The sequence below is a fragment of the Streptococcus sp. 22.1 genome (assembly GCF_016648645.1).
Classification (GTDB): Bacteria; Bacillota; Bacilli; order Lactobacillales; family Streptococcaceae; genus Streptococcus.
This window is the reverse complement of record NZ_JACLQK010000004.1, coordinates 13,966-37,829: the sequence shown is the minus strand read 5'-3', so window position 1 is coordinate 37,829 and position 23,864 is coordinate 13,966. Positions and strand designations below refer to the sequence as shown.

Genomic DNA, 23,864 nt, shown 5'->3' with positions numbered 1-23,864 from the left:
TTCCTTCTAAAGACCTTTGATTGATAGATTAAGCAAAGACAGAGAAGAATGGTGCACCAAGCTTAGTATCCATTGAATCTCTACTCTGAACACCATGAATGTAATCCAATGAATACCATCCATTGTTATTGGCGTTAAATGGATCACGAACATATGTTTTACCATTATCATAGCCATGAAGTACGATTTCATGCGTGTAAGGATAATTGATAAATTGACTTGCTCCTACTGCCGCCAAAACGTGTTGCCCTGACATCAAAGCTGAGGCAATGTTAGCAATACTTGAAAGTACGTTGCTCTTCAGACCCCAATTTTTACTTGCTAATACAATACCATCTGCATCAGTACCAGCGACTGATGTTTTGTTAAATGAATTTGTATTGTAGTACAAATAATCCGCAACTGTCGTTGGTGCAATGACAGTTCCCAAGATATCTGTAAAAGTCATGGCAAGTGATGTTGGAACACAGCCAGATTGATCCATATTGCTGACACCATACCACTTAGAAGCCCAACGAGGGTCACGTTGAGAATAATAAGTCGTCTGAGGTTCAACACGACGATTACGTGGAGCAAGAGCTGTCTCACCAAGGTTAAATCCGTCTACAGTATTGTCTACATAATCTACATAAACGTGAGTCGTATAGTTACCTATGAGATTCTTATGATTAACAGTCGATACATTGATTTCAGTATGTGTTCCAGTAGGTGCTGTATTGTACCAAGAAAGGTTTCCTTGGTTACTTTCTGACCATACAGCTACACGAATATTCTTAATCTGACGTCCTTGTGGCGCTTGATCAACTACAACTGTAAAACTACCTGCTTCTGAATTAACATTAGTGATATAGGTTTGCGTTTTAGTCTTAGCATTACGGAATTCAACTGTTGTCGTTGTCCCTCCTACACCAACTTGTGACCCATCATTTAAAATGTAGTACAAATGAATATTGTACAAACCTGTTGAATTTTTGTGGTTAGTAGCTTGAACATTTACCGTATAAGTGCCATTAGCTTGACGTGTGGCTTCATACCAACGAATGTCATCTTGACCATCTTTTTCAGACCAAATAGGTACTTGAACAGTACGAACACCTTTAGAACCATAGACATCACTGATAATGACATCAAAAGTACCAGTATCATTATTGTTATTAACAACTGAAATAGTACCGACTGGCTTATTATGTTTTACGTCTACAATGGTTTCAGTGACATAATGACGTTGGTTGGCATTATCTACGATGTAAACGTCAGCACGGTAATTTCCTAGTGAATTTTTATGCTCACTAGCCTTAATAGTGACACGGTAGCTACCATCAGATTGGCGACTAGCCTTGTGCCAAACGAGATCATCCTGTCCATTAACGAGACTCCATGAAGGAACTAAAACTTCCTTAACCCCATTTGGTGCTACGATATTGCGGATAACAGCGTCAAAAGTACCTAAATCAGCATTATTATTTTCAATAAAGAGGCTTGCACTAGGACGAGTTTGAGAAACTTCTACCACTTTTTCAGTAAGGTAGAAACGTTTGTTAGAGTCATCTACAAGGTAGGCATCGGCACGGTACTTACCAGTTGAATTCTTATGATCCGTTGCTTTGATAGTCACTCGGTAAGAACCATCGGCTTGACGAGTTGCCTTATGCCAGATAAGGTCGTCTTGACCACCAGCTAAACTCCATGAAGGAACAAGAACTTCTTTCAAACCTGTAGGAGCAACAATGTTACGAACAACTGCATCAAAAGTACCTGCTGCAGTATTGTTGTTTTCAATCGTAAGGACACCACTTGGTCGAGCATAATCAACAGCCACTACTTTTTCAGCAATATAATGGCGATTGTTAGAGTTATCCACGATATAAGCATCGGCACGGTAATTTCCTTTAGTGCCCTTATGCTCACTTGCCTTAATGGTTACACGGTAGCTGCCATCAGTTTGCTTAGTCGCCTTATGCCAAATAAGGTCGTCTTGGCCATTTTCAAGACTCCATGATGGCACCAAAACTTCTTTAACACCTAGTGGTGCTGAGATATTGGTGATAACGGCGTCAAAAGTTCCAGCCTTAGCATTATTGTTTTCAATAGCAAAACTTGCTTTAGGTTTCAACTGCTCAGGTGTCTTACCAATGAAGACTTGCGTAGTTGTTCCACCAACACCCGTCAATTGACCATCTTTTTGAACATAATAAAGGTGGATATTATAAAGCCCTGTCGAGTTTTTATGAGCTGAAGCCTTAACGTTTACTGTATAAGTTCCATTATTTTGACGGTTAGCCGTATACCAGATAATGTCATCTTGACCATTAATTTCTGACCAAATTGGGACAGAGACTGTTTCAACACCATTTGGTGCTTTGACATTAGAGATGACAACATCAAAGCTACCAACAGTTGGATTATTGTTGACAATAGAAATGGTTCCACTCAAATTGCCTTGAGTTGCATCAACCTCAGCACTAGCATTAGCTGTGAAACGTCCTGTATAATCCACGCTGTGGTCGAAGACATGTTTACCTGGCAGGATATTAGCAGTTGCTGTAAACTGCCAAGCACCAGTTTTAGCATTGTAACGCATGTTTTTAGCGCTTGTAGCTGTAAGAGTTGATGATGGGTACTGTGCGACCCAGAAATTTTCGATACCAAATTGAGAGGTTGAGACAGGTCCACGGTAGCCTAGATTATTCTCATCCAACCAGCTGGCACTTGTGTAGAACATCAAGTTGTTGTATCCATGCTTACGCATTTCGTTAACCCAAGCTTGAGTGTTATGGTTGATATTTGGAAGCATCTTAGAGTCTTCGAAATCGTTAACCATAACAGTGCTCTTTGGAAGGTTAAGATTTTGTGCAGCTTGAATGTAGAAACGAGCCTCGGCACGTGCTTCTTCCTCTGTTGTGTATCGAGAAAAATGATAGGTAGATACTTGAAGACCGGCAATTTGAGCATTGCGAACTTGTGATGGTGCTTTAGGGTTGTTGTACCAAGTATCCTCAGTCAACTTAACAACGACACCACCAACACCTTGGCGTGCAAGAGCACGATAGTCATCTACACTGATTTCACCATTATGGCTGCTGACATCGATAAAAGTCTTCGGTTGCACCTTAAGAGTTGGCGAAGGAACATCCGTAGAATTCGTTAATTTAGCAGGTGTGGCAACAGCGCTGTTAGGGGCTTCAGAAGCTGTTGAATGTGCAGAAGCGGTCACACTCTCAGAGCTAGCGTTTGAAGTCACTGCTGATGTAGACGTAACAATCGTTGTTGAGTTAGCTACAGATGTTGATGCAGTTGCCGTTGCAGCCTCGGAACTCTGTGAAGCAGGAGACGTAGATACCACTGGAGCACTAGCTTTTGCCACTTCACTCGAAGCTGCGGGTGCTGAAACCGTTGAACTAGGAGTTACAGGTAAGGCTGCTTCACCACCAAAAATCTCAGCCGCTGTCGCAGGTTGATACTGATTCCCTTCAGTAATAGAAGGCGTTTGTGTTGCCACTTCGTCTGCTTGAGCAACCTGAGTAGTTACAGCCAAGAGAACAGCCGCACTAGCATAGTAGATAAAATCTTTTGTTCGCATTTAACTTTCCTTTTGCATTTGTAATACTTGAACCATTTTACCACAGAAAAACTCTCGTGGAAAGGGCGTTATTAAAAATTTTCTAAATAAAATAGAAATATTATAAAATTATAAACGCTACTAAAATAGCGACTTATCTTATTTGAAAACCCTTTAACTAACTATTCGTACTTAACACAAAAAATGCAAAGAAATTTACGAGATTTATCTAAAGATGAAAATTTGCGACAAAAGAAAAATCCTCGAACATCTGTCCGAGAATTTTATCCGTATTATTTACGCTTTGGTGGGTTATGGATTGCTTCTCCAAGTACGTCAGCAAAGGCTTCGTACATGTTTTCAGAGAAGGTTGGGTGACCGTGGATAGATTGCAAGAGCTCATCTACAGTCAATTCATTTTCCATAATTGTTGACGCTTCGTTAATCAATTCAGCTGCAGCCGGTCCAATGATATGAACACCAAGGATTTCATGGTACTTCGCATCTGCAACGACTTTAACAAAACCTTGAGCTTCGTTTGAAGCAATAGCACGTCCATTACCAGCAAAGCTTGATTTACCAATGAGGACATCACCATATTTAGCGCGTGCATCTTCTTCAGTAAGACCACACATTGCGACTTCTGGGTGTGTGTATACAGCAGCTGGTGTGTAGTCAAGGTGAGCCTTACGAACGTTACCATGCATAGCATTTTCAGCTGCAACTTCACCCATACGGTAAGCAGCGTGAGCAAGCATCTTAGTTCCGTTTACATCACCCGGTGCATAGATACCAGGGATTGATGTTTCTTGATAAGCATTCACTTTGATACGACCACGGTCTAATTCAAGGTTAAGATTTTCAAGACCATCCAACTGAGGAACACGACCGATTGAAAGAAGGGCGCGATCAGCTACAATCTCTTCACCATTATTAAGTTTAAGGGTCAATTGGTTGTTGGCTTCAACAATTTCAGAAACACCAACAGAAGTCATGATCTTCATACCCTTCTTAGCAAGGATTTTTTGAAGTTCAAGTGACACTTCTTTATCCATAGCAGGAATAATGCGGTCAGCCATCTCAACAACAGTTACTTCTACACCGTATGAAGCATAAACAAGACCAAGTTCGATACCAACGACACCACCACCCATAACAGCAAGTGATTTAGGCAATTCACGCAAGTCAAGGATATCATCTGATGTCATCACAAGTTGTGACTCAATACCAGGAATATTGATACGAGATACTTTTGATCCAGTCGCAAGGATGATATTACGTCCCTTGATTGTTTCTGAACCAATAGTAACTGTCTTATCTGGATTAACTTGACCAAGACCGTTAAAAATAGTGACCTTGTTAGCCTTCAAAAGACCTTGAACACCACCAGTAAGAGTCTTAACAACAGAGTTCTTAAAGTCAACTGTCTTATCCATATCGATAGTGTAGTTTGTTGACGCTAGGTTAATACCACGACCTGCAGCAATCTTAAGTCCATCAAGGATTTCTGCATTTTTAAGATAGGTCTTAGTTGGGATACATCCTTTATTCAAACATGTTCCACCAAATTCAGATTTTTCAACGATGGCAACCTTACCACCAAGTTGTGCACCACGAATGGCAGAATAGTAACCAGCAGGACCACCACCAACAACGATAATATCGTACTCATTGTCAGCAAGCGGTGCTTTTTCTGCAGCAGCTGCTGGAGCAGCTTGGGCAGGAGCTTTAGGAACTTCAAGACCAGCAGATTCTAATTGAGCAGTTGCTTCTGCAACAGGTGCACTGGCTGCATTATCAGCCACAACTTCACCCTCTGCTCCAATATAACCAATAACCTCAGTAACTGGTACTGTTTCACCAGCCTGACGGGTAATCTTCAAAAGAACACCAGAATCTTCTGCTTCAAGTTCCATGTTCGTTTTATCTGACATGATTTCAAGAAGGATATCTCCCTCATTAACCACATCACCCTCTTGTTTCTTCCACTCGATGATTTCGCCTTCCTGCATGTCCACACCGAGCTTAGGCATAATAATCTCAAAAGCCATATTTTATGATACTAAGAACGCTAAAATGCGACAGAATTTTAGGAGTTTTACGTTAGTGTGCTTGCACACAAGTAAAACTATCTAAATTCCGAAGCATTTCGTTCGAGTTCAAATCAACTCAAACGCTTTAACGCCCTCTCCTTTCTATTTTAAAACTTCAGTTTTCAGATATTTTTTTACTTAAATCAACAATTCCATTGGATTTTCAATCAAATGTTTTAAATCAACCATGAATTTAGCACCATTCATACCATCTACAATACGGTGGTCAATAGTCAAGCATAGACCCATGATTGGACGTACGACAACTTCACCATCAACAACAACCGGTGTCTGAATAGTTGCTGAAACACCAAGAATGGCTGAGTTTGGTTGATTAATGATTGGATTGAATGACTTGGTTCCGAACATTCCCAAGTTAGTGATAGAGAAAGTAGAACCTGACATTTCTGCCGCTTTCAATTTACCAGCCTGAGCTTTTTTGATGACATCCTTAGAGGCCACCACAAAGTCAGACAAACTCATCTTATCTGCACCATGAACGACCGGTACAATCAAGCCATCATCGAGACCAACGGCAATACCGAGATTAACAAATTTGTGTAATTCGATATTTTGCGCATCATCAATCAAGGATGCATTGAGGTAACGGTGTTCCTCTTTCATAAGGGTACGCACAACTGCCAAACCAATCAAATCAGTGAAGGTCACCTTCATGCCAGTCTTATTCATGATTGGATCAAGGACTTGCTTACGAAGAGCCATAAGGTTAGTCATGTCCACATCGTAGTTAAGGGTAAAGGTTGGCGCAGTTAAGTAAGAGTGCGTCATTCCCTTAGAAATAGCCTTACGCATAGCAGACATTGGAATAACTTCCACACCTTCTGGCAAGACTTTTTCTGGCTTAGCTTCAACCACAGGTGCAGCTGCAGCTTCCTTAACTTGGGCTGGGGCACTGATTACAAGGACATCTTCCTTGGTAATCTTACCACCAAAGCCTGTTCCAGATACGCTAGCTAAATCAATACCAAGGTCCGCTGCAATCTTACGTGCCAACGGAGTTGCCTTAGGTTGAGCACCCTTAAAGTCCTCAACGTCATCAGCATGAACACGACCTTTTGCTCCAGTTCCTGAAACTTGAGCGAGGTCAATCCCCAACTCACGCGCTACTTTACGTGCTTTAGGTGTTGCACGTACTTTGCCACCTTCGTGTACGACAGGGGCTTTGGCTTGTGCTGCCACTACAGGTGCTTCCACAGTAGCAACTTCTTCAACTTGCGGAGCAGCTTCTGTAGCTGGTGCGCTCGCAGCATTATCGGCCACAACTTCACCCTCTGCTCCAATATAACCAATAACCTCAGTAACTGGTACAGTTTCACCAGCCTGACGGGTAATCTTCAATAGAACACCAGAATCTTCTGCTTCAAGTTCCATGTTCGTTTTATCTGACATGATTTCAAGAAGGATATCCCCCTCATTAACCACATCACCCTCTTGTTTCTTCCACTCGATGATTTCGCCTTCCTGCATGTCCACACCAAGCTTTGGCATAATAATCTCAAAAGCCATATTTTATGATACTAAGAACGCTAAAATGCGACAGAGTTTTAGGAGTTTTACATTTAGTGTGCTTGCACACAAATAAAACTATCTAAATTCCGAAGCATTTCGTTTGAGTTCAAATCAACTCAAACGCTTTAACGCCCCCTCCTTTCTACTTTAAATTATATTTTCCGATACTCTCACAGTTAAATCAAGAAACACATTTTACTAGCGAGACATATCACTTAACCGTCGCTAGAAAGTTAGTTTCCTTTATTGGCCATCTTGATAATAGCAGCCTTAATCTTTTCAACATCTGGAAGAACCGCTTGTTCCAAGACACGCGCATAAGGTACAGGCACATCTTCACTTGCCAAACGTACAATTGGGTGGTCAAGGTAATCAAATGCTTCACTTTCAGTAACCATAGCAGCAATCTCACCGATGAATCCACCAGTCTTATATGCATCATTGACCAACATCAGTTTACCAGTCTTCTTAACTGACTCGAAAATCAATTCCTTATCAAGTGGGATAAGCGTACGTGGGTCAACGACCTCAACGTTAATACCTTGTTCAGCCACTTCTTTAGCAGCCTTAAGAACACGTTCCAACATACGACCATATGTGACAATAGTAAGGTCAGTCCCTTCACGCTTGATTTCACCTTTTCCAAGTGGAATGTAGAAATCAGGATCTTGAGTCACTTCCTCTTTCTTACCGTAAAGTGCTTTTGGTTCCATGAAGATAACAATGTTATTGTCCTGAATAGCAGATTTTAAAAGACCTTTAGCGTCGTTAGCATTACCTGGAGCAACCACTTTAATCCCTGGAATGTGAGTCAACCATGACTCAAGAGATTGTGAGTGCTGTGCCGCAGATCCAATCCCTGAACCAGAAGCTACACGGAAAGTTACAGGAGTCTTCAAACCACCACCAAACATGTAGTTGTTTTTTGCACCATTATTAACGATAGCATCAAGGGCAATCGTGATGAAGTCCATGAAAGTCAAGTCAACGATTGGACGAAGACCTGTGATGGCAGATCCAACAGCTGCACCAGCGATAGCTGCCTCTGAAATTGGTGTATCTTTAACACGTTTTTCACCAAATTCTGCTAACATCCCAACTGATGTACCGAAGTCACCACCATAGATACCGACATCTTCACCCATAAGGAAGATGTTTTCGTCTTTACGCATCTCCTCGCTCATAGCAAGGTTTACTGCCTCACGCAAGGCCATCATTTTTGTTTCACTCATACTTGTATTCCTCAACCTTTCTCTTTAGTCTACCCATACATCTTCAAAGGCAACTGAAAGTTCTGGATCTGGGCTATTTTGGGCGAACTCATAAGCTGCATCAACTTCTGCCTTAACTTGGCTTTGGATAGCATCTAACTCTTCAGCGCTTGCGATATTTTCAGAAACGAGATAGTTACGGTATTTAATAATTGGGTCGTTATTGTTCTTCCACTCGTCAACTTCTTCCTTAGTACGGTAAACACCTGCATCAGCAGTTGAGTGACCAAACCAACGGTAAGATTCTACCTCAACGATAGCGGGACCGTTGCCACCACGGACATGCTCAACAGCCTTGCCCATTGTTTCGTATACAGCCAAAACATCGTTACCATCTTCACAGTAGAAACCAGGAATACCATAAGCTTCCGCACGTGTATAAAGGTGAGGTGTGTTTGTAGCTTTATGAATATCCATTGAGATACCATAACGGTTATTGATGATAAAGAAGATAACCGGCAATTTCCAAGTAGCTGCCATATTGACTGACTCATGGAATGAGCCTTCATTAGTTGCACCATCTCCTGAAAAGGCCACAACAATGTTTCCTGTTTCTTTGTATTGCTGAGTGAGAGCTGCACCTACGGCAAGAGCATAACCACCACCAACAATACCGTTAGTTCCGTAGTTACCTTTTTCAAAGTCAGCCAAGTGCATAGAACCACCACGGCCCTTAGAAACACCTGTCGCCTTTCCTGCAAGCTCCGCCATCATTTTATTCAAATCCATGTCTTGGGCAATAGATTGTCCGTGACCACGGTGATTTGAAAAGAAGATATCGTCATAGCTCAAGTGTTGAACAGCCCCAACGTTGGCTGCTTCCTCACCAACTGAAAAGTGAGTCATTCCTTGAACAAAACCACGACGAACCAATTTATTAATACGTGAATCAAATTCACGAATACGTTCCATTTTAGTGAACATCTCAAGATGTGTCTCTTTAGAAAGTTTTACCATATCGATCTCCTCTATCGAAATTTTACTATACATCTAGGATAGGTTAAAAAAACTTAATGGGCAAGAAATATGCTTGAAAAATGAAAAGCCTTACATCTTTATCACTTATAGGCAATTCGTATGCTCTTTTTGTTTGCGATATGGTATAATGATGTGATTATATAGATTTTACCCGAATAGGAGAATATTTGATATTGAGTGATGTCATAATTCACGGGCTTACGGCATGTATAGCTTTTATTTTACAAATTATTATCTTCAAGGTGACCACGCAAAGGCCGCTTAGATACTGGATTATTATTTTAGCTGGTATAGCAATTTTTGCCTCTAGTTATTTTGGCATGTTTTATCCAAAATCCGGTTTTATTGCACTTGTACTCTTTCTAGCTGCCAAATCCTACAAAAATCTAAGACATACCATTTTGGAGACTTTCTTCATACCTTTCACCTTTGCCTTAACGGTAAGATTGGTCATTTTCCTGATTATTCCAATTTTTTTCCCTGCAGTCTTGGATTACTATTTTGCTGGTCCCTTTATTCTCTTTCTTGCTTTTTTACTTTGGTTTGCACAAAGTGCCCTTCTTCAGGTGGACTACTCTCGAATGATGCAAATTGATAAAGCAAGACCATGGTACAGGTCAACGTCTGTCGCTCTTTGTAGCTTAGCCTTTATTTACTTTGCTTCTGAACTCGTTTCAACAGACATTCACTTTACCATTGCCTTTCTTATCATTACGGCTCTGATTCTATCTAAGCAGGTTAAACTCTATAGAAAAGACCTCAATGCTCAAACACAAGCAGCCCAAGAGGAACATTCTCTCCTTCTTCAAAAATCAAGTCAGAACATCAATACCTGGTACCAAAAAAAGACTAGCCAAGAGCTCTTCATCAAAGACGAAGCTGAAAACCTCTACGATATCATCCGTTTTCAACAAAATGAGGAAGCTCAGGAGTTAATTGACTACTTGCTGACACCGAATCCGCTAGATAAGAAGATTGATCATTTTTATCGAGACAAACTAGAAAATATTAAACTGCCAGATTTACAGGTACTCTTTGAAGCTAAATTTCTAAAGGCAAAAGAACTGGATGTTTGGGTTAGTATGGAGGTCCCAGAACCTATTACCGTCTATCCTATTTATCCTTTAGACTGGGTATATGTCCTATCAACTATCTTGGATCATGTCATTGACCAAGCACAAGATAGTGAACAGAAATACCTTAGCTATGCTTATTTTAAGGATGAGGATAGTCAACACTTTGTCGTTGAAAGTTCAAGCACTAAAGAAGATTCAGCTATTACATCTGATTTCTCTGACCCTGAACTAAAACGCGTCAATACTATTCTATCTACTTATCCAAACGTTAACATTGTTTCAAATACACGTGCTGGGATTTATCGCTTACAAATTGAGATTGACATGACTAAAGGAGGTTACAATGATTACTAATATTATCAATCCTCTCTTACAGGCCATTAGTTTCATTTCTATTTGGTACCTCTACCAGATTATGTCTAAGATTAAGCCACTACAAGGACACCTTTTACTTCTATTTTTGTCCTATGTAGCTGCAGCGTCCTATTTTAGTCTCGTAAAAATCGTTGTGGACCCGCTTTTCTTCCTTGTTGCCGATTTGGCCCTTGTCAAAGAGCGTTCTTTCTATCATCGATTGCTTTACGCTTTTTATCCAACTATCCTTTTTGATATGGCAACACGACTACTTTCAATTGTCATTATCCCTCACGTCTTACATATCAAAGGTGATATTACTCTCAACACTAACTTACATATCTTGACCTACATCCTAGCACCATTAATCATTTACCTAATGCTTAAAATCTTCGCCGTAGACCTAAATCAGATGAGTAGTCTTGACGAAGCTTGGGCTAGACGTAACTGGTTACGAAGCACTGCCTTCCTAGCTGTCTATTATGTCTTCTTTACTGTCATCCATGGTCTTAACAGTATTCTTCCAACAGCAAATGACCCTAAAAATTTATTTGAAATAGTTTTCAAGGTCAGTCCTAATAGTTCTGTTATCTTAGTTCTCTATATTGCCCTACTACTATGGGATTTTTACAATTGGAACCAGGCTGTCCACCAACAATCTATCGATAGACTGAACAAAGAACGTCATAAATTGTTGGGTACTATGACTAACTATAGCAAATCCTTTATCCAGATTATTATGCAAAAGCAAACGTCCTTCGACTTATTCAAGAAAAATCTCAAGGAGGTTTCTCTTGCCTTGGAAAATGAAGATACTGCCAAAGCTACTAGTCTACTTGAGATTTATAAAACGGACAATGCTAGCATTGGTAATCCAGAGACTCAAGAAAACTTGGATAGGCTTAGCAATCCAATAATATCTAGTTTCCTCTCTAACCGCATTTTAGAAATGCGAGCTGCTCATATTGATATTGCTATAAACATCAGTCCTCAGTTTGGTGAGATTCCTTTATCTGACCTCGATTTATATCAACTGCTCCAAGCTTCGGAAAGAGCGATATTTAAACTACTTCGTCCTGATGTCAAGGTCAATAGTAGTTACCTTCAACTAGATCACTCACAACTCCTTGTTGTTGAATTACCAGTTTTGGCTGATAAGGTTAGCAAAGATAAAGAACTGAATGATTTAGTAAAGAGTTTGCCAAATGTTGACTATCGCATCGGTTTACATGCAGGTTATCTGACTCAAATTATTGAAATCTTTGAACCTGGTTATTAAGATTATATTTAAAAAGAGCCACTGGCTCTTTTTTTGTTACTTTATATCTCTTCTCACTAAAAATTCCTAACAGTTTAGAATGAAAGGAATTATTCGCCAAACAAAAAGACACCCAAGATCATATAGACTGAGTGTCTCTATTGATAGTAAACTCCAACTAGCGTAGCTTAGAAGGCGCCACCACCGCCTCCTCCGCCACCACCAGAGAAGCCACCGCCTCCAAAGCCGCCACTACCACTATTTGAATTGATAGAAAAGCTACTTACGGTATCTGAGGCAGAAACATAAGATTCTAGATAATTGACATTATTCAGCATAATAAATGGTGTCGCAGAATAAGTAAACTCATCTAGAGATGGATTACTGAGGTGAATGTTGTATCGTTTTAGCACATCACTAACTTTTTTCGCCTGTCCATAGAGTGTCGCATAAACCAAGATACGATTCCATAGGATGACAGATTCTAATTCTGACTCTTTAAAGCTAGGAATACTCTGAATCATATTTTTAAAGCTATGCCACTGGTAATAGGTTGAAATTTGAGTTGCATCAAGACATCTCTGACGACGTCTTTTCACCAAGAACCAGAATAAAACGGTAAGTCCTGCTATAGGTAGGAGACCAAGAATATAGTAAAAACCTAGTCCTGATCCAAAGGCAGCAAATAAGAACAAAGTTGAAAGTATACAAAGCATCATTGAAAGTGCCAAAGCTGCTACTCCCAATATGTTAAATGTCTTTTCTTTCGCACTAAAATCTCTATAAATTTTAGGAAGTCCTAGCGCAAACTCCTCTTTTTCAACGCCTTTGGCTACTTGATAGCCGTCATTAGAGAATTGATATTTGACACGTTTTCCCTGAGAACGAATAGTTTCTCGCTCATAGCTTGTTCTAGCACTCTTGAATTGTTTTTCTAGAGCATCTTTATCAAGATAATAGCGCGAGAACATTTCACTATCTCTAATTTCCATGCGACCATCAAACAACATATCTAAGAATGCCCCTTCAAACGAAGAGAGACCTTCCTTTTCAATACGTGTCAGAATATTACTATCACCTTCTCGCCTAAAAGTGAGATAACCTCTATCAATCAAATCGAGGATGGTAGCTTGCACCATATATTTGAACTTCAAAGGACCCGTTTCTTCTTTTAGCCCTGTTTTATCGAAAGACTGATTATAAACATTCTTAGCTAAGACCAAAGGTGCTAAATCTTGAGGGGCTTCATAAAGACGTGCAGCTCGAGGGAAAGAAGGCGTTCTAGTGCTATAAAGAACAATAAGGTAACAGAAAATACCAATAAGAACAAAGCTTAAAATTACAAGTGGCAAAATGACATAAAAAATGCGTCGGTAGTTTTCTTTAGACTTTTTGATATCTCTTTCTTTTTTAAAAAACTCTGCCTCATTTGTCTTATGTAATAAATAAGCCTGATTATTTTCCCGTAAAGCACTGGTCATTGGCCAGTAGGCATGTAATTCCAATTTACCTGATGATGGTAAATTGTCTACATGAACCTGATAACCTGTAGCAGTACGTTTAACCTGTGGGTCTTTTCCAAAATAGCCAGTGTGGGCGTAAAGTTCTCCTTGACTTGCATCTAGACCATCAACTGTGAAATCAACCTGTCCAAATCCTTTATCCCAATCAGAGATTGGAAACCAATTTAAAACTGCAATATCTGAATATAGATTCAACAACTGTTGGATTTGCCAAGTAACTTTGAGGACAACCCTATCACCATCTGAACCTGAATTATAAACTTTGAGTTTAACACCATCATAAGAGTCTGTTTTTTCAACTGTAATATCTGTTTTTTCTTTCCCATTTACGGTTGCTGAAACCTTGGGATCATCCATAATAGAATAACCACCAATTTTCCCCAAGGTTACATACTGACCTTTATAGTCACTATCAAAATCATAAGTCACTTCCTGAGTAAACGTCGCATTACCATCATCATGTATAGAAAGGTGACCAACATAGGAAGGTAGACTATACTCTACCTCATCCTCGTCAGCTTGAACGCGTTGCAAAGAAAGTGGCAGAAAACAGGCTAACAAAACAGTTAAAGCAAGGTATTTAACAAGACCTTTCAGTATCTTTTTCATCATTTTGCTCCTTTAAGGACTAAAAAAGCAGGTGCAACACCAAGTGTCTCGATGTGCCCTGCTCTGATCTGCTATTTAGGCTTGATAAACAATCTCACCGTCACAGATAGTGTATTTAACACTGCCCGTAAGTTCTTCGCCTACAAATGGTGAATTGGCTGCTTTAGACTTAAAGTCTGCTGTGACCTGACGTTTTTCCTTGTCTGCAAAAATCACAAGGTCAGCTGGTCCATTCTCAGCCAAATAACCAGCATCGAAGCCATAAAGATCAGATGGGTTGCTAGTCATTACTTTCAAGAGTTCCGTCAAGCTTAAGTGTCCTGCTTCAACCAAGTAGGTCAATCCAAGAGATAGAGAGGTTTCAAGACCAGTCATTCCTGATGGTGCTTTAGTCACATCATCGACATTCTTTTCATCGGCATGGTGTGGCGCGTGGTCTGTGGCAATAACAGTTATCACTCCAGATTTCAATCCCTCAATAACGGCTTGACGGTCAGATTCCAAACGAAGTGGTGGATTCATCTTGGCATTAGCACCTTTTGAAAGCAAGAGGTCTTCAGTTTTTGAGAAGTGCTGTGGTGCTACTTCCGCTGTGACTTGTGCTCCAAGTTTTTGAGCAAATTCAACCACTTTGACAGATTCAGCTTTTGACAAGTGTTGAATATGAACATGGGCTTGGGTATCATAAGCAATCATGACATCACGCGCAATCATACTGTACTCAGCTACACCTGTTGCCCCACAAATATGGAATTCTTTTTTAGCAATATTTTCATTGAAACCGAGAATACCATTTAGATCAGGATCCTCCTCGTGAAGGCTGATAAAGGTATTATTCTCCTTAGCTAGCTCCATGGCTTTTTTGACAATACCAGCATTGGTCAATGGAATACCATCATCTGAGAATCCGACAGCACCGGCTTCAAGCAAACCCTTGAAATCAGTGAGATTTTCACCATCAAAATTCTTAGTAATAGTCGCAACAGACTTAACATGGATATTTTCCTTAGCTGCCGAAGTCAAGACCTCCTCCAAGGTTTCCTTATCTGAAATCGTTGGATTAGTGTTAGCCATCATTACAACTGTTGTAAAACCACCTGCAGCCGCTGCCAAGGCACCAGTATGAATGTCTTCCTTATGAGTTTGACCTGGCTCACGGAAGTGAACATGGATATCCACCAAGCCAGGAGCAACCACAAGACCAGTCGCATCGATGACTTGAGCATCTCCAGCTTCGATATTTTCAGCAATCTTAACAACTTTTTTACCATCAACAAGAACATCAGCTTGCGTATCCAAACCAGACTTAGGGTCTACAACACGACCATTTTTAATCAGTAACATAATCTTCCAACTTTCTATTTTACTTCAACCAATCAATTGGGGATTGGCCTTGAGATACAAGGTAGGCATTGGCTTTTGAAAATGGCTTGCTGCCAAAAAAACCACGATAGGCCGACAAGGGACTCGGATGGGCACTCTCAATAATGGCATGTTTAGAATTAGTCACTAGCGCCTTCTTCTTACGAGCATAGCCACCCCAAAGTATAAAGACAACAGGAGTATCCTTTTGATTGAGAACCTTAATCACAGCATCTGTAAAAGGTTCCCAAACCTGACCAGCATGCCCATTTGCTTGACCTGCTGGAACTGTTAGACAGGCATTAAGCAAAAGCACCCCCTGCTCGGCCCATGACGTTAAATCATGAAAGGATCTAGGACCTAAATCTTCCTCTAATTCCTTGAGAATATTTTTCAAAGACGGGGGAGCTGGAAGGCTATCAGGTACCGAGAAGGAAAGTCCCTGTGCTTGATGAGGCCCATGATAAGGGTCCTGACCAAGGATTACCACCCGCACTTCTTCAAACGGAGTCTCCAACAAGGCATTAAAAACCTTGTCACGCGGCGGATAAACTGTCCCCTGGCTATAAACCTGGTCCATAAACTGATTTATCTTTGAAAAATAATGGTCAGGCAGCTCCTCTTTCAGAAGCTTGTGCCATGTCGAATGTTCCATAAAAACCTCTTTTTAGACTGTTTTACACCCTAAATTATACCATAATTTGTAGGGAATATTCGGAAAATACTGAAAAAACACCATGATTACGAAGCATTTCTTATCAAGTTTTAAAAATACATTACTCCATAAGTTTAAAGGGCTTACAACCTTTAACTCGTTATAGTTTTATGCTATAATTTAAACTTGTATTTTAACAGAAAAGGTAACCCTATGACTACGTATGAAAATTTAAGAGCAGCCAGACGAGGTCCCATTGTCAGCATCGCTGCCTACCTTCTTCTTACCATTGCAAAACTTCTAGCTGGACACTTTTTAAATTCTAGCTCTTTGATTGCCGATGGTTTCAATAACTTGTCAGATATTTTAGGGAACGTGGCCCTACTCATTGGATTGCACCTAGCTAGTCAACCTGCTGATGCAGATCATAGGTTTGGTCATTGGAAGATTGAAGACTTATCAAGCCTAGTCACTTCCTTTATCATGTTCGTGGTGGGCTTCCAAGTCTTAATTCAAACAGTCCGAAAGATTTTTCTAAGAGAGGAAACTGTAGTCGATCCCCTTGGTGCAACCGTCGGAGTTCTTTCTGCTATCGTCATGTGTGGCGTTTACTTATACAATAAAGGACTTGCTAAAAAGCTGAAATCTAGCGCTTTGATTGCGGCCGCTAAGGATAATCTCTCCGATGCCGTAACTTCTATTGGAACGTCAATCGCCATTGTTGCAGCATCCTTCAACCTCACGATTATTGACTATATTACAGCCATTATCATTACCTCCTTCATTCTAAAGACAGCCTATGATATCTTCATGGAAGCAACCTTTAGTTTGTCAGACGGTTTCGATGAGAGAAACCTAAAAGCCTATGAGAAAGCGATTCTTGAGATTCCAAAAGTCACTAAGGTTAAGAAGCAGCGTGGCCGTTCCTATGGTAGCAACGTCTATCTTGATATGGTGGTTGAAATGAATCCTGACCTCTCTGTTTACGAGAGTCATGCCATTACTGAACAAATTGAAGAGGTTCTCAGCAAGCGTTTCTCTGTCTATGACACTGATGTCCATGTAGAACCAGCTGCTATTCCCGAAGATGAAATTTATGGCAATGTCCTTCACAAACTCTCTCGCAATGAAAAGATTATTCTGTCAAAAATTCCTGACTATGAAAATCTCTTAGCACCAGACTTCTACTTAATCGATGAAAATGGTCACCACTACAATCGTGAAGAAGTCATTGCCAATCACCAACCACTTCTCAATAATTTTGACAGCTTCAAGATGACATCTGTTAGTCAAAAAACGAAATTAATTAGTTATGAGTTGGGAGGAAATTTCCACACTAGTATCTGGCGTCGAAATGAAACCTGGTTCATGATTTACCACCAAGTCACAAGGATAAAAGATGAAAAGTAACGAGCAAGCAAGCTCGTTTTTTCTGCTTTCAAATAGTTTTGTGTAACATTCAATCGATTCTAAAAATTACATTAAAATACTAAATGTTAGGAAAACTCTAACTTTTATATGTTATAATGGAGATGTTTGTCACTACCGAATTTAGGGTTTTGACAGGCAATTGATATTAATAGATAAAAATAGGTTCTGGCAGCTACAGAACCCCATAGATATTAAAGGAGACACATTGTGAAAAAGAAAATTGTTGCCGTCCTTTTAGCAGCTTGTCTAGCCCTAGCACCGAGTTTGTCTAGTGCAGACGAATTGATGGATATCACACGCGCTGCTGGTTATACTGAAGCCACTGAGGCCTATCGCCCAAAATCAACCCTCTTAATCGATGGAAATACCGGAGATGTCCTCTGGGAAGAAAATGCTGATGAGGTACGTGACCCAGCTTCTATGTCTAAGGCCATGACACTTTATTTGGTCTTTGAAGCTATGTCTAAAGGAGAGATTTCTGAAGATACTGTTATCACAGCTACTCCAACCGACCAAGCTATTGCCGATATTTACGAAATTTCAAACAACAAGATTGTTGCGGGTGTTGATTATACCGTTTCAGAACTCATCACTATGACTGCGGTGCCTTCCTCTAACGTTACAACCGTGATGCTAGCCAACTACTTGACCAATAATGATCCTGATAAATGGCTAGACATGATGAATGAGAAATCTAAAGAGCTAGGGATGACCAATACCAAATGGTTCAACGCTTCTGGTGCCGTTGCTGTTGCCTTCAAAGGTTACTACAGTCCTCAACGTTATGATAACAACCAAACCAACCAAACAACTGCGCGTGATTTGGCTATCATGACCTATAACTTCATCAAGAAATACCCTGACATTCTCAAGTACACTAGCAAACCTGTTGTCACAGTTAAAAAGGGAACACCTTACGAGGAAACCTTTGAAACCTACAACTACTCTATTCCAGGTGCCAAATACGGAATTGATGGGGTTGATGGGTTGAAGACAGGATCTAGCCCAGAAGGTGCTTTCAACTATATTGATACCATCAAGCGTGGTGATCAACGTATGATTGCTGTCATCATGGGTTCTGGTGATTGGTCTGACCAAACAGGTGAAGAGATTCGTCATACCTTTGGTAATGCTCTCGTTGAGAAGATGTACAAAGACTTCTCTTACAAGAAAGTTCTTAGCAAGGGTGAACAAGAAATCGACGGTAAAAAATACAATGTCGAAAAAGACGTCTATGCCACCGTTAAAAAAGGTAAAGACCCTAAAATCTCTGTTAAAGATGATCACATTGTCATTGATAATGGTCTGAAGACAGTGTCACCTAATATCAAAGCTACTTCTGTTAAGGTAACTAAAGTTAAGGGGTGGTTCGATTTTGGAAGTGACCAAAAAGATAAAAAGGCTACTAAAACAACAGATAAGAGCCAACTCCCAGTTTATTTCTGGTTGCTAAGCCTTATCCCAGTTGGTCTCCTCTACTTGATTTACCTTAATGAAAAAGGACGTCGTCAAAAAGTTAAAGAACGTCGTCAAGCAAGACAAATCAATAAATAAAAGAAAGCGTGTCCATGACACGTTTTTTTTATCCCCTATTAAAGGAGATCACCCCAAGAATACTGATAAAATCACCAAAAACTATGCTATAATGGTACGATGTGACATTTTATTAGGAGACATATAACAAAAATAGATTAAAGGATGCCTTTTAAAAGAGCGTCTAAACGTTGTTACTAAGGAGATTATTTGTGAAAAAGAAATTATTTGGACTCTTCCTGGTAGCTAGTATGGCTTTAGCTCCCAGTCTGACGTCTGCTGACCAACTCGTAGATATTGCACAAAAAGCGGGCTACAAGGAAGCCACCGAGACATACAGACCTAAGTCATCACTTTTGATTGATGCCAATACTGGTGATATCCTTTGGCAAGATAATATCGATGAAGTCCGCGACCCTGCTTCCATGAGTAAGGCCATGTCCCTCTACTTGGTTTTTGATGCACTATCAAAAGGGGAAATCAAAGAAGACACCGTGATTACAGCCAAGCCTACTGATGAGGCTATTGCTAATATCTACGAAATTTCAAATAACAAGATTGTTTCTGGAGTTAAGTACACGGTTTCGGAACTGATCACTATGACAGCTGTGCCATCTTCGAATGTTGCTACAGTCATGCTTGCCAACTATCTCAGTGACAACGATCCTGACAAATGGATTGATCGCATGAACGAAAAGTCTAAAGAGCTCGGGATGACCAATACCAAATGGTACAATGCCTCTGGAGCTGGTGCAGCATCCTACAAAGGGTACTACACACCTAAACGTTATGACAATAACCATTCTAACCAGACGACAGCCCGTGATTTGTCTATCATGGCCTATAACCTTATCAAACATCATCCTGAAATCCTTAAATACACTAGCCAACAGAAAGTAACTGTCAAAAAAGGAACACCATACGAGGAAACCTTTGAAAATTACAACTATTCCTTGCCTGGTGCTGATTACGGCCTCAAAGGTGTTGATGGCTTAAAAACAGGCTCAAGTCCACGAGGAGATTACAACTACATCTCTACATGTAAACGTGGCAATCAACGTGTCATTTCGGTCATCCTCGGTGTTGGAAATTGGGAAGATGAAAGTAGTGAAAAAATTCGCCATGCTTTCGGTAACTCCCTCATTGAGAAGATGTTTAAAGACTATTCCTACAAGAAGGTCCTAAGCAAGGGGAAACAAAAGATTGGTGGTAAAAAATACGATGTCCAAAAGGATGTTTATGCTACAGTCAAAAAAGGACAAGAACCTAAAATCAGTGTCAAAGATGATTATGTCCTTGTAGATAATGGCTTAAAAACAGTCTCACCTAAGATTAAAACAAGTACTGTCAAGGCAACTGAAACTGGCTTCTTCCTCTTTTCAGGTGGTCAGAAGGACAAACAAACAAGTAATAAGCATAACTTTATGAAACACTTTGCCCTGTTCTGCTTCCTCCTATTACCACTTTACGTAATCTACTTGATTTTTATCAATGAGAAAAAGCGTCGTCAAAAAGTCAAAGAACGCCGTCAAGCTCGACAAATGAATAACTAAAAGAACGTGCTCAACCGAGCACGTTTTTAGTTGTCTCCAAGAAATGTTTTGAGATTAGACATATCATTACGCATTTGATCCAATCCTTCTTGATAAATGGCTTCAAACTTTTCAGGATCCTTCTCCAAACGACTAACTTCAAGTGCGTGTTCTGGACGGATAGTATAAAGATTTCCAGTTTTTTCCAAAGCCTCTATCTTTTCAATACTCTTATTGTAGTGGATGTGGCGATTCGAAGCCACTTGGACAAATTCAGGATACTTGCGGTAAAAGAGCTTGTAGATTCGCTTACTCGTTTTAGATGGCTGTTTACGGTAGCCTTTAGGACGTGTCAAAACTACAATGAGTTTGTCAAAACCCAAATTTTCCATAAAATCAATAGGGAGACTATCAGACAGACCACCATCCATGTAGCGTTTACTCTTGTACTCGACAATTTCAGAAACCAGAGGTAGGGCGGAACTTGCACGAAGGGCTTCCATTTGCTCAAAGACATGGTCAATCTTGATATAGTCTGGTTTTCCGGTCTCAATATCTGTAGTGACCACATAGAAGGGAACACCTGAATCAGCAAAGGCCTCCTGATCAAAAACATCCAACTCCATGGGAACCTTATAATAGGAGAATTCCTTATTAACGAAGTTACCTGTTGTCAGCCATGACCAGAAACTCATATAACGACGGTCTCCCATAAAACGCTTGTTGTAGCGAAGGGCTCTTTGGGGCTGGTTAGAAAGGTAATTAACACCAAAAAGTGCTCCAGCCGATACCGAAACAACGCCATCCACCTTAATTCCAGCTTCTAAAAAGGCATCTAATACACCAGCCGTATATAAGCCACGCATCCCCCCGCCTTCGAGGACTAAGCCAACTTTCATTCTAAAATCTCCTTTATGATTGGTTCCGCAAGGACTTGATAACCTTGTGGACTCAAGTGCAAACCATCCGTTGTATAGTTGTCATTTAACTGTCCCATGTTATCAGTAAGGTAATCAAAAAGATCGACATAGGTCACACCGGGGAGGACAGCTAATTGTTGATTTAGCTCACGTACAGTCGTATTATTTCGAATCTTAACCTTAGAAGCATACTGTGATTCTTCACTAACTGGAAAGACACTCAGCAAATAGACCTCAGTAAAGAGGGATTCCTGACGAACTGTCATGATAATATCGGAAATACGAGTGACAATATCTCGAATAGGGTAACCTCTTCCGATGTCGTTAATGCCAATCAAGAGCACCAATTTACTTGGTTCCAAATCTAAGAGCTGCTCTTTAAGGTGTTCTAAAAGCCAAACCGAGTCTGTTCCTGCAATCCCACGGTTAACAAGGGGAAACTCTCGACCCAAATATTTTTTCAATGCAAAAAACTCCGTGATGGAGTCCCCTGCAAAAACGATTTGGCTTTTGTCTAACTTTTGATTTTCATTCACAAATTTGGCTAAACGCTCTTCTTGATAAGCCACAAGCTCAGGCCTAGTTGTTTCAATCATACTTTATCCTTTTTTCTTAAATATTATACGCACTACTGTGATTAAAGCTAGAAAAGTTCCAAGTCCAAGAAATAGCCAGGCAAGATTTTCAAAACCTGATTTATTAGCCAAAAGGGCACCGGAAAGTAGAAATCCCAATGACAATAAGGCTAAAACCAGATTATTTAATACTTTCTCAAAAACTTTAATTCGACCCGAAAAGTTAATAAAATCATGGTTCACCACAATTCGTCCGTTTAAAATTTGCTCCAAGAGCTGATGCAGACGACGTGGAATGTTCTTCCCATTGCGAATCAGATAAAAGAGTTCAATCAAGATACTCTCTTTATTCAGGGCCTGCTTAAGCATATCAGGTCCCATATTTTCTAGGAAGTAATCCTTGGCCAGGGTCATAAGATCCATATTTGGCGCTAACTCTCGGAAAATCCCCTCAATTTGAAGCGAAGCCTTCTCCAAAATGGTAATTTGAGAAGAGGCTTTAAGATGATTTTTCTGGAAAATAGCCATCAAATCCTGCAGCAAATCTGTTATAGAGAGACTTCCCAAGTCAATACCAGAATAACGACCTAACATTTGCTCTACATCTTGACTTAGAACTGCACGATTAAGACCATTATCAAATTGTGTAACGGACAAGATGGCCTTGGTCATACCATCAACATCTTGTGCGGTAAAACTGTACAGGATGTCATTTAAGGACGCACGCATCCCCACTTCCAACTCCCCCATAATTCCAAAATCAATGAAATAAATCTTGCCATCACGTACCAACAGATTTCCAGGATGGGGGTCACCATGAAAATAGCCATCTTTGAAGACTTGCTTGATAAATGACAGCATAAGCTTCTTGCCCACATCTTCTAAGTCATAGCCAGCCTCAATCAGTTGGCTGTAGTGATTAAGCGGAATCCCATTGATATACTCTTCAACTATGAGGTGAGGTGTCGTGAAGGTATCATAGACCTCGGGGACACCTAGACAAGCAACAGCCCTGTTATTGGCCTTAAAGCACTTCATGGCCTCTGCTTCATTCCTGAAATCTAGTTCCTTAATTAAGGTTTCACGCAGATTTTCCAAAACCTCCTGAACATCGACCATGGGGATAAAATGCTTTGGTATATGCCGTGCAAGCTTAATGAGAAGCTGAATATCTTCCTTAACGACCTCATCAATACCAGGTCTCTGGATTTTTACAATCACTTCCTGACCAAACAATAATCTAGCTCTATGGGTCTGAGCGACAGAACCAGAAGCTAAGGGCTCTTCCGAAAAATCAAGGAAACTGTCAGAAAGCTCATTAGGTAATTCTCGCCTAATGGCAGTCATGACTTCCTCTTTATTCAAGGGAGGAACTGAGCTCTGGAGCTTTGATAATTCTTTGATATAGTTTTCTGGCAAAAGGTCAGAGCGCGTGGATAGGATTTGACCAATTTTAACAAAACTAGGTCCTAATTGCTCAAAGGCTTGGCGTAGCTTGACAGGTGTTGTCTGTTGGTCTTGAGGAAGATGCTTTTCACGATAAGAAAGGAGACCAACTGACGAGAAAACCTTCAACACATGTCTCAATCGTTTACTAGCCATTTT

The 23,864-nt window shown here is 40.3% G+C and carries 16 protein-coding genes; 5 read left to right on the top strand and 11 right to left on the bottom strand.

Features of this window, described 5'->3' with window-relative positions; all coding sequences use genetic code 11:
* Nucleotides 1–28: 28 nt before the first annotated feature.
* The 5 genes from H7U04_RS02740 to H7U04_RS02720 all read right to left on the bottom strand — a co-directional run bounded on the left by H7U04_RS02740 (nucleotide 29) and on the right by H7U04_RS02720 (nucleotide 9,410).
* The gene (locus H7U04_RS02740; RefSeq protein WP_110981387.1) at nucleotides 29–3,580 is read right to left on the bottom strand and encodes a GBS Bsp-like repeat-containing protein; all 3,552 of its coding nucleotides are present in this window, start codon (nucleotides 3,578–3,580) and stop codon (nucleotides 29–31) included.
* A 272-nt stretch (nucleotides 3,581–3,852) separates the two neighbouring features.
* A complete protein-coding gene (lpdA, locus tag H7U04_RS02735) occupies nucleotides 3,853–5,610 on the bottom strand; it encodes a dihydrolipoyl dehydrogenase (RefSeq protein WP_110981386.1) in 1,758 nt (585 codons plus the stop codon).
* A gap of 180 nt (nucleotides 5,611–5,790) precedes the next feature.
* Complete coding sequence (locus tag H7U04_RS02730) at nucleotides 5,791–7,179, bottom strand: dihydrolipoamide acetyltransferase (RefSeq protein WP_110981385.1); 1,389 nt, start codon at nucleotides 7,177–7,179, stop codon at nucleotides 5,791–5,793.
* 236 nt (nucleotides 7,180–7,415) lie between these two features.
* Nucleotides 7,416–8,414 (bottom strand): alpha-ketoacid dehydrogenase subunit beta, encoded by a 999-nt coding sequence (locus H7U04_RS02725; protein WP_110981384.1) that lies wholly within the window; start codon nucleotides 8,412–8,414, stop codon nucleotides 7,416–7,418.
* Nucleotides 8,415–8,438: 24 nt separating this feature from the next.
* Nucleotides 8,439–9,410 (bottom strand): thiamine pyrophosphate-dependent dehydrogenase E1 component subunit alpha, encoded by a 972-nt coding sequence (locus H7U04_RS02720; protein WP_037597784.1) that lies wholly within the window; start codon nucleotides 9,408–9,410, stop codon nucleotides 8,439–8,441.
* Between the two features lie 341 nt (nucleotides 9,411–9,751).
* Between H7U04_RS02720 and H7U04_RS02715 the strand changes: the two genes are divergently transcribed.
* Nucleotides 9,752–10,861 (top strand): hypothetical protein, encoded by a 1,110-nt coding sequence (locus tag H7U04_RS02715; RefSeq protein WP_230315716.1) that lies wholly within the window; start codon nucleotides 9,752–9,754, stop codon nucleotides 10,859–10,861.
* Entirely contained in the window at nucleotides 10,851–12,140 is a 1,290-nt protein-coding gene (locus H7U04_RS02710) for a hypothetical protein (protein ID WP_110981382.1), read from the top strand. The genes H7U04_RS02715 and H7U04_RS02710 overlap by 11 nt, the downstream gene beginning before the upstream one ends.
* A gap of 167 nt (nucleotides 12,141–12,307) precedes the next feature.
* Here H7U04_RS02710 and H7U04_RS02705 read toward each other — a convergent pair whose 3' ends face one another.
* The 3 genes from H7U04_RS02705 to H7U04_RS02695 form a co-directional block, all read right to left on the bottom strand.
* On the bottom strand, nucleotides 12,308–14,251 hold the full coding sequence (locus H7U04_RS02705) for a DUF2207 domain-containing protein (protein ID WP_110981293.1): 1,944 nt from the start codon (nucleotides 14,249–14,251) through the stop codon (nucleotides 12,308–12,310).
* A gap of 75 nt (nucleotides 14,252–14,326) precedes the next feature.
* The gene (locus H7U04_RS02700) at nucleotides 14,327–15,595 is read right to left on the bottom strand and encodes a dihydroorotase (RefSeq protein WP_110981294.1); all 1,269 of its coding nucleotides are present in this window, start codon (nucleotides 15,593–15,595) and stop codon (nucleotides 14,327–14,329) included.
* A 19-nt stretch (nucleotides 15,596–15,614) separates the two neighbouring features.
* Nucleotides 15,615–16,268, bottom strand: coding sequence for a uracil-DNA glycosylase (locus H7U04_RS02695; protein ID WP_049545851.1), 654 nt, complete (start codon nucleotides 16,266–16,268; stop codon nucleotides 15,615–15,617).
* A 213-nt stretch (nucleotides 16,269–16,481) separates the two neighbouring features.
* Here H7U04_RS02695 and H7U04_RS02690 point away from each other — a divergent pair, with 213 nt between their 5' ends.
* The 3 genes from H7U04_RS02690 to H7U04_RS02680 all read left to right on the top strand — a co-directional run bounded on the left by H7U04_RS02690 (nucleotide 16,482) and on the right by H7U04_RS02680 (nucleotide 20,785).
* The gene (locus H7U04_RS02690; RefSeq protein ID WP_110981295.1) at nucleotides 16,482–17,678 is read left to right on the top strand and encodes a cation diffusion facilitator family transporter; all 1,197 of its coding nucleotides are present in this window, start codon (nucleotides 16,482–16,484) and stop codon (nucleotides 17,676–17,678) included.
* A 228-nt stretch (nucleotides 17,679–17,906) separates the two neighbouring features.
* A complete protein-coding gene (locus tag H7U04_RS02685) occupies nucleotides 17,907–19,253 on the top strand; it encodes a D-alanyl-D-alanine carboxypeptidase (protein WP_110981296.1) in 1,347 nt (448 codons plus the stop codon).
* 191 nt (nucleotides 19,254–19,444) lie between these two features.
* Nucleotides 19,445–20,785: a D-alanyl-D-alanine carboxypeptidase family protein gene (locus H7U04_RS02680; protein ID WP_110981297.1), complete on the top strand. Its 1,341-nt coding sequence runs from the start codon at nucleotides 19,445–19,447 to the stop codon at nucleotides 20,783–20,785.
* Between the two features lie 26 nt (nucleotides 20,786–20,811).
* Here H7U04_RS02680 and H7U04_RS02675 read toward each other — a convergent pair whose 3' ends face one another.
* From H7U04_RS02675 to H7U04_RS02665, 3 genes are read right to left on the bottom strand one after another with little or no spacing between them, the layout of a single operon-like run.
* On the bottom strand, nucleotides 20,812–21,663 hold the full coding sequence (locus H7U04_RS02675; RefSeq protein ID WP_064524737.1) for a patatin family protein: 852 nt from the start codon (nucleotides 21,661–21,663) through the stop codon (nucleotides 20,812–20,814).
* Entirely contained in the window at nucleotides 21,660–22,280 is a 621-nt protein-coding gene (locus H7U04_RS02670) for an SGNH/GDSL hydrolase family protein (RefSeq protein ID WP_064524739.1), read from the bottom strand. The genes H7U04_RS02675 and H7U04_RS02670 overlap by 4 nt, the downstream gene beginning before the upstream one ends.
* A gap of 3 nt (nucleotides 22,281–22,283) precedes the next feature.
* Nucleotides 22,284–23,861 carry an ABC1 kinase family protein gene (locus H7U04_RS02665; protein ID WP_049545854.1) on the bottom strand — a complete coding sequence of 526 codons (1,578 nt, stop codon included), beginning with the start codon at nucleotides 23,859–23,861 and terminating at the stop codon, nucleotides 22,284–22,286.
* Nucleotides 23,862–23,864 lie beyond the last annotated feature (3 nt).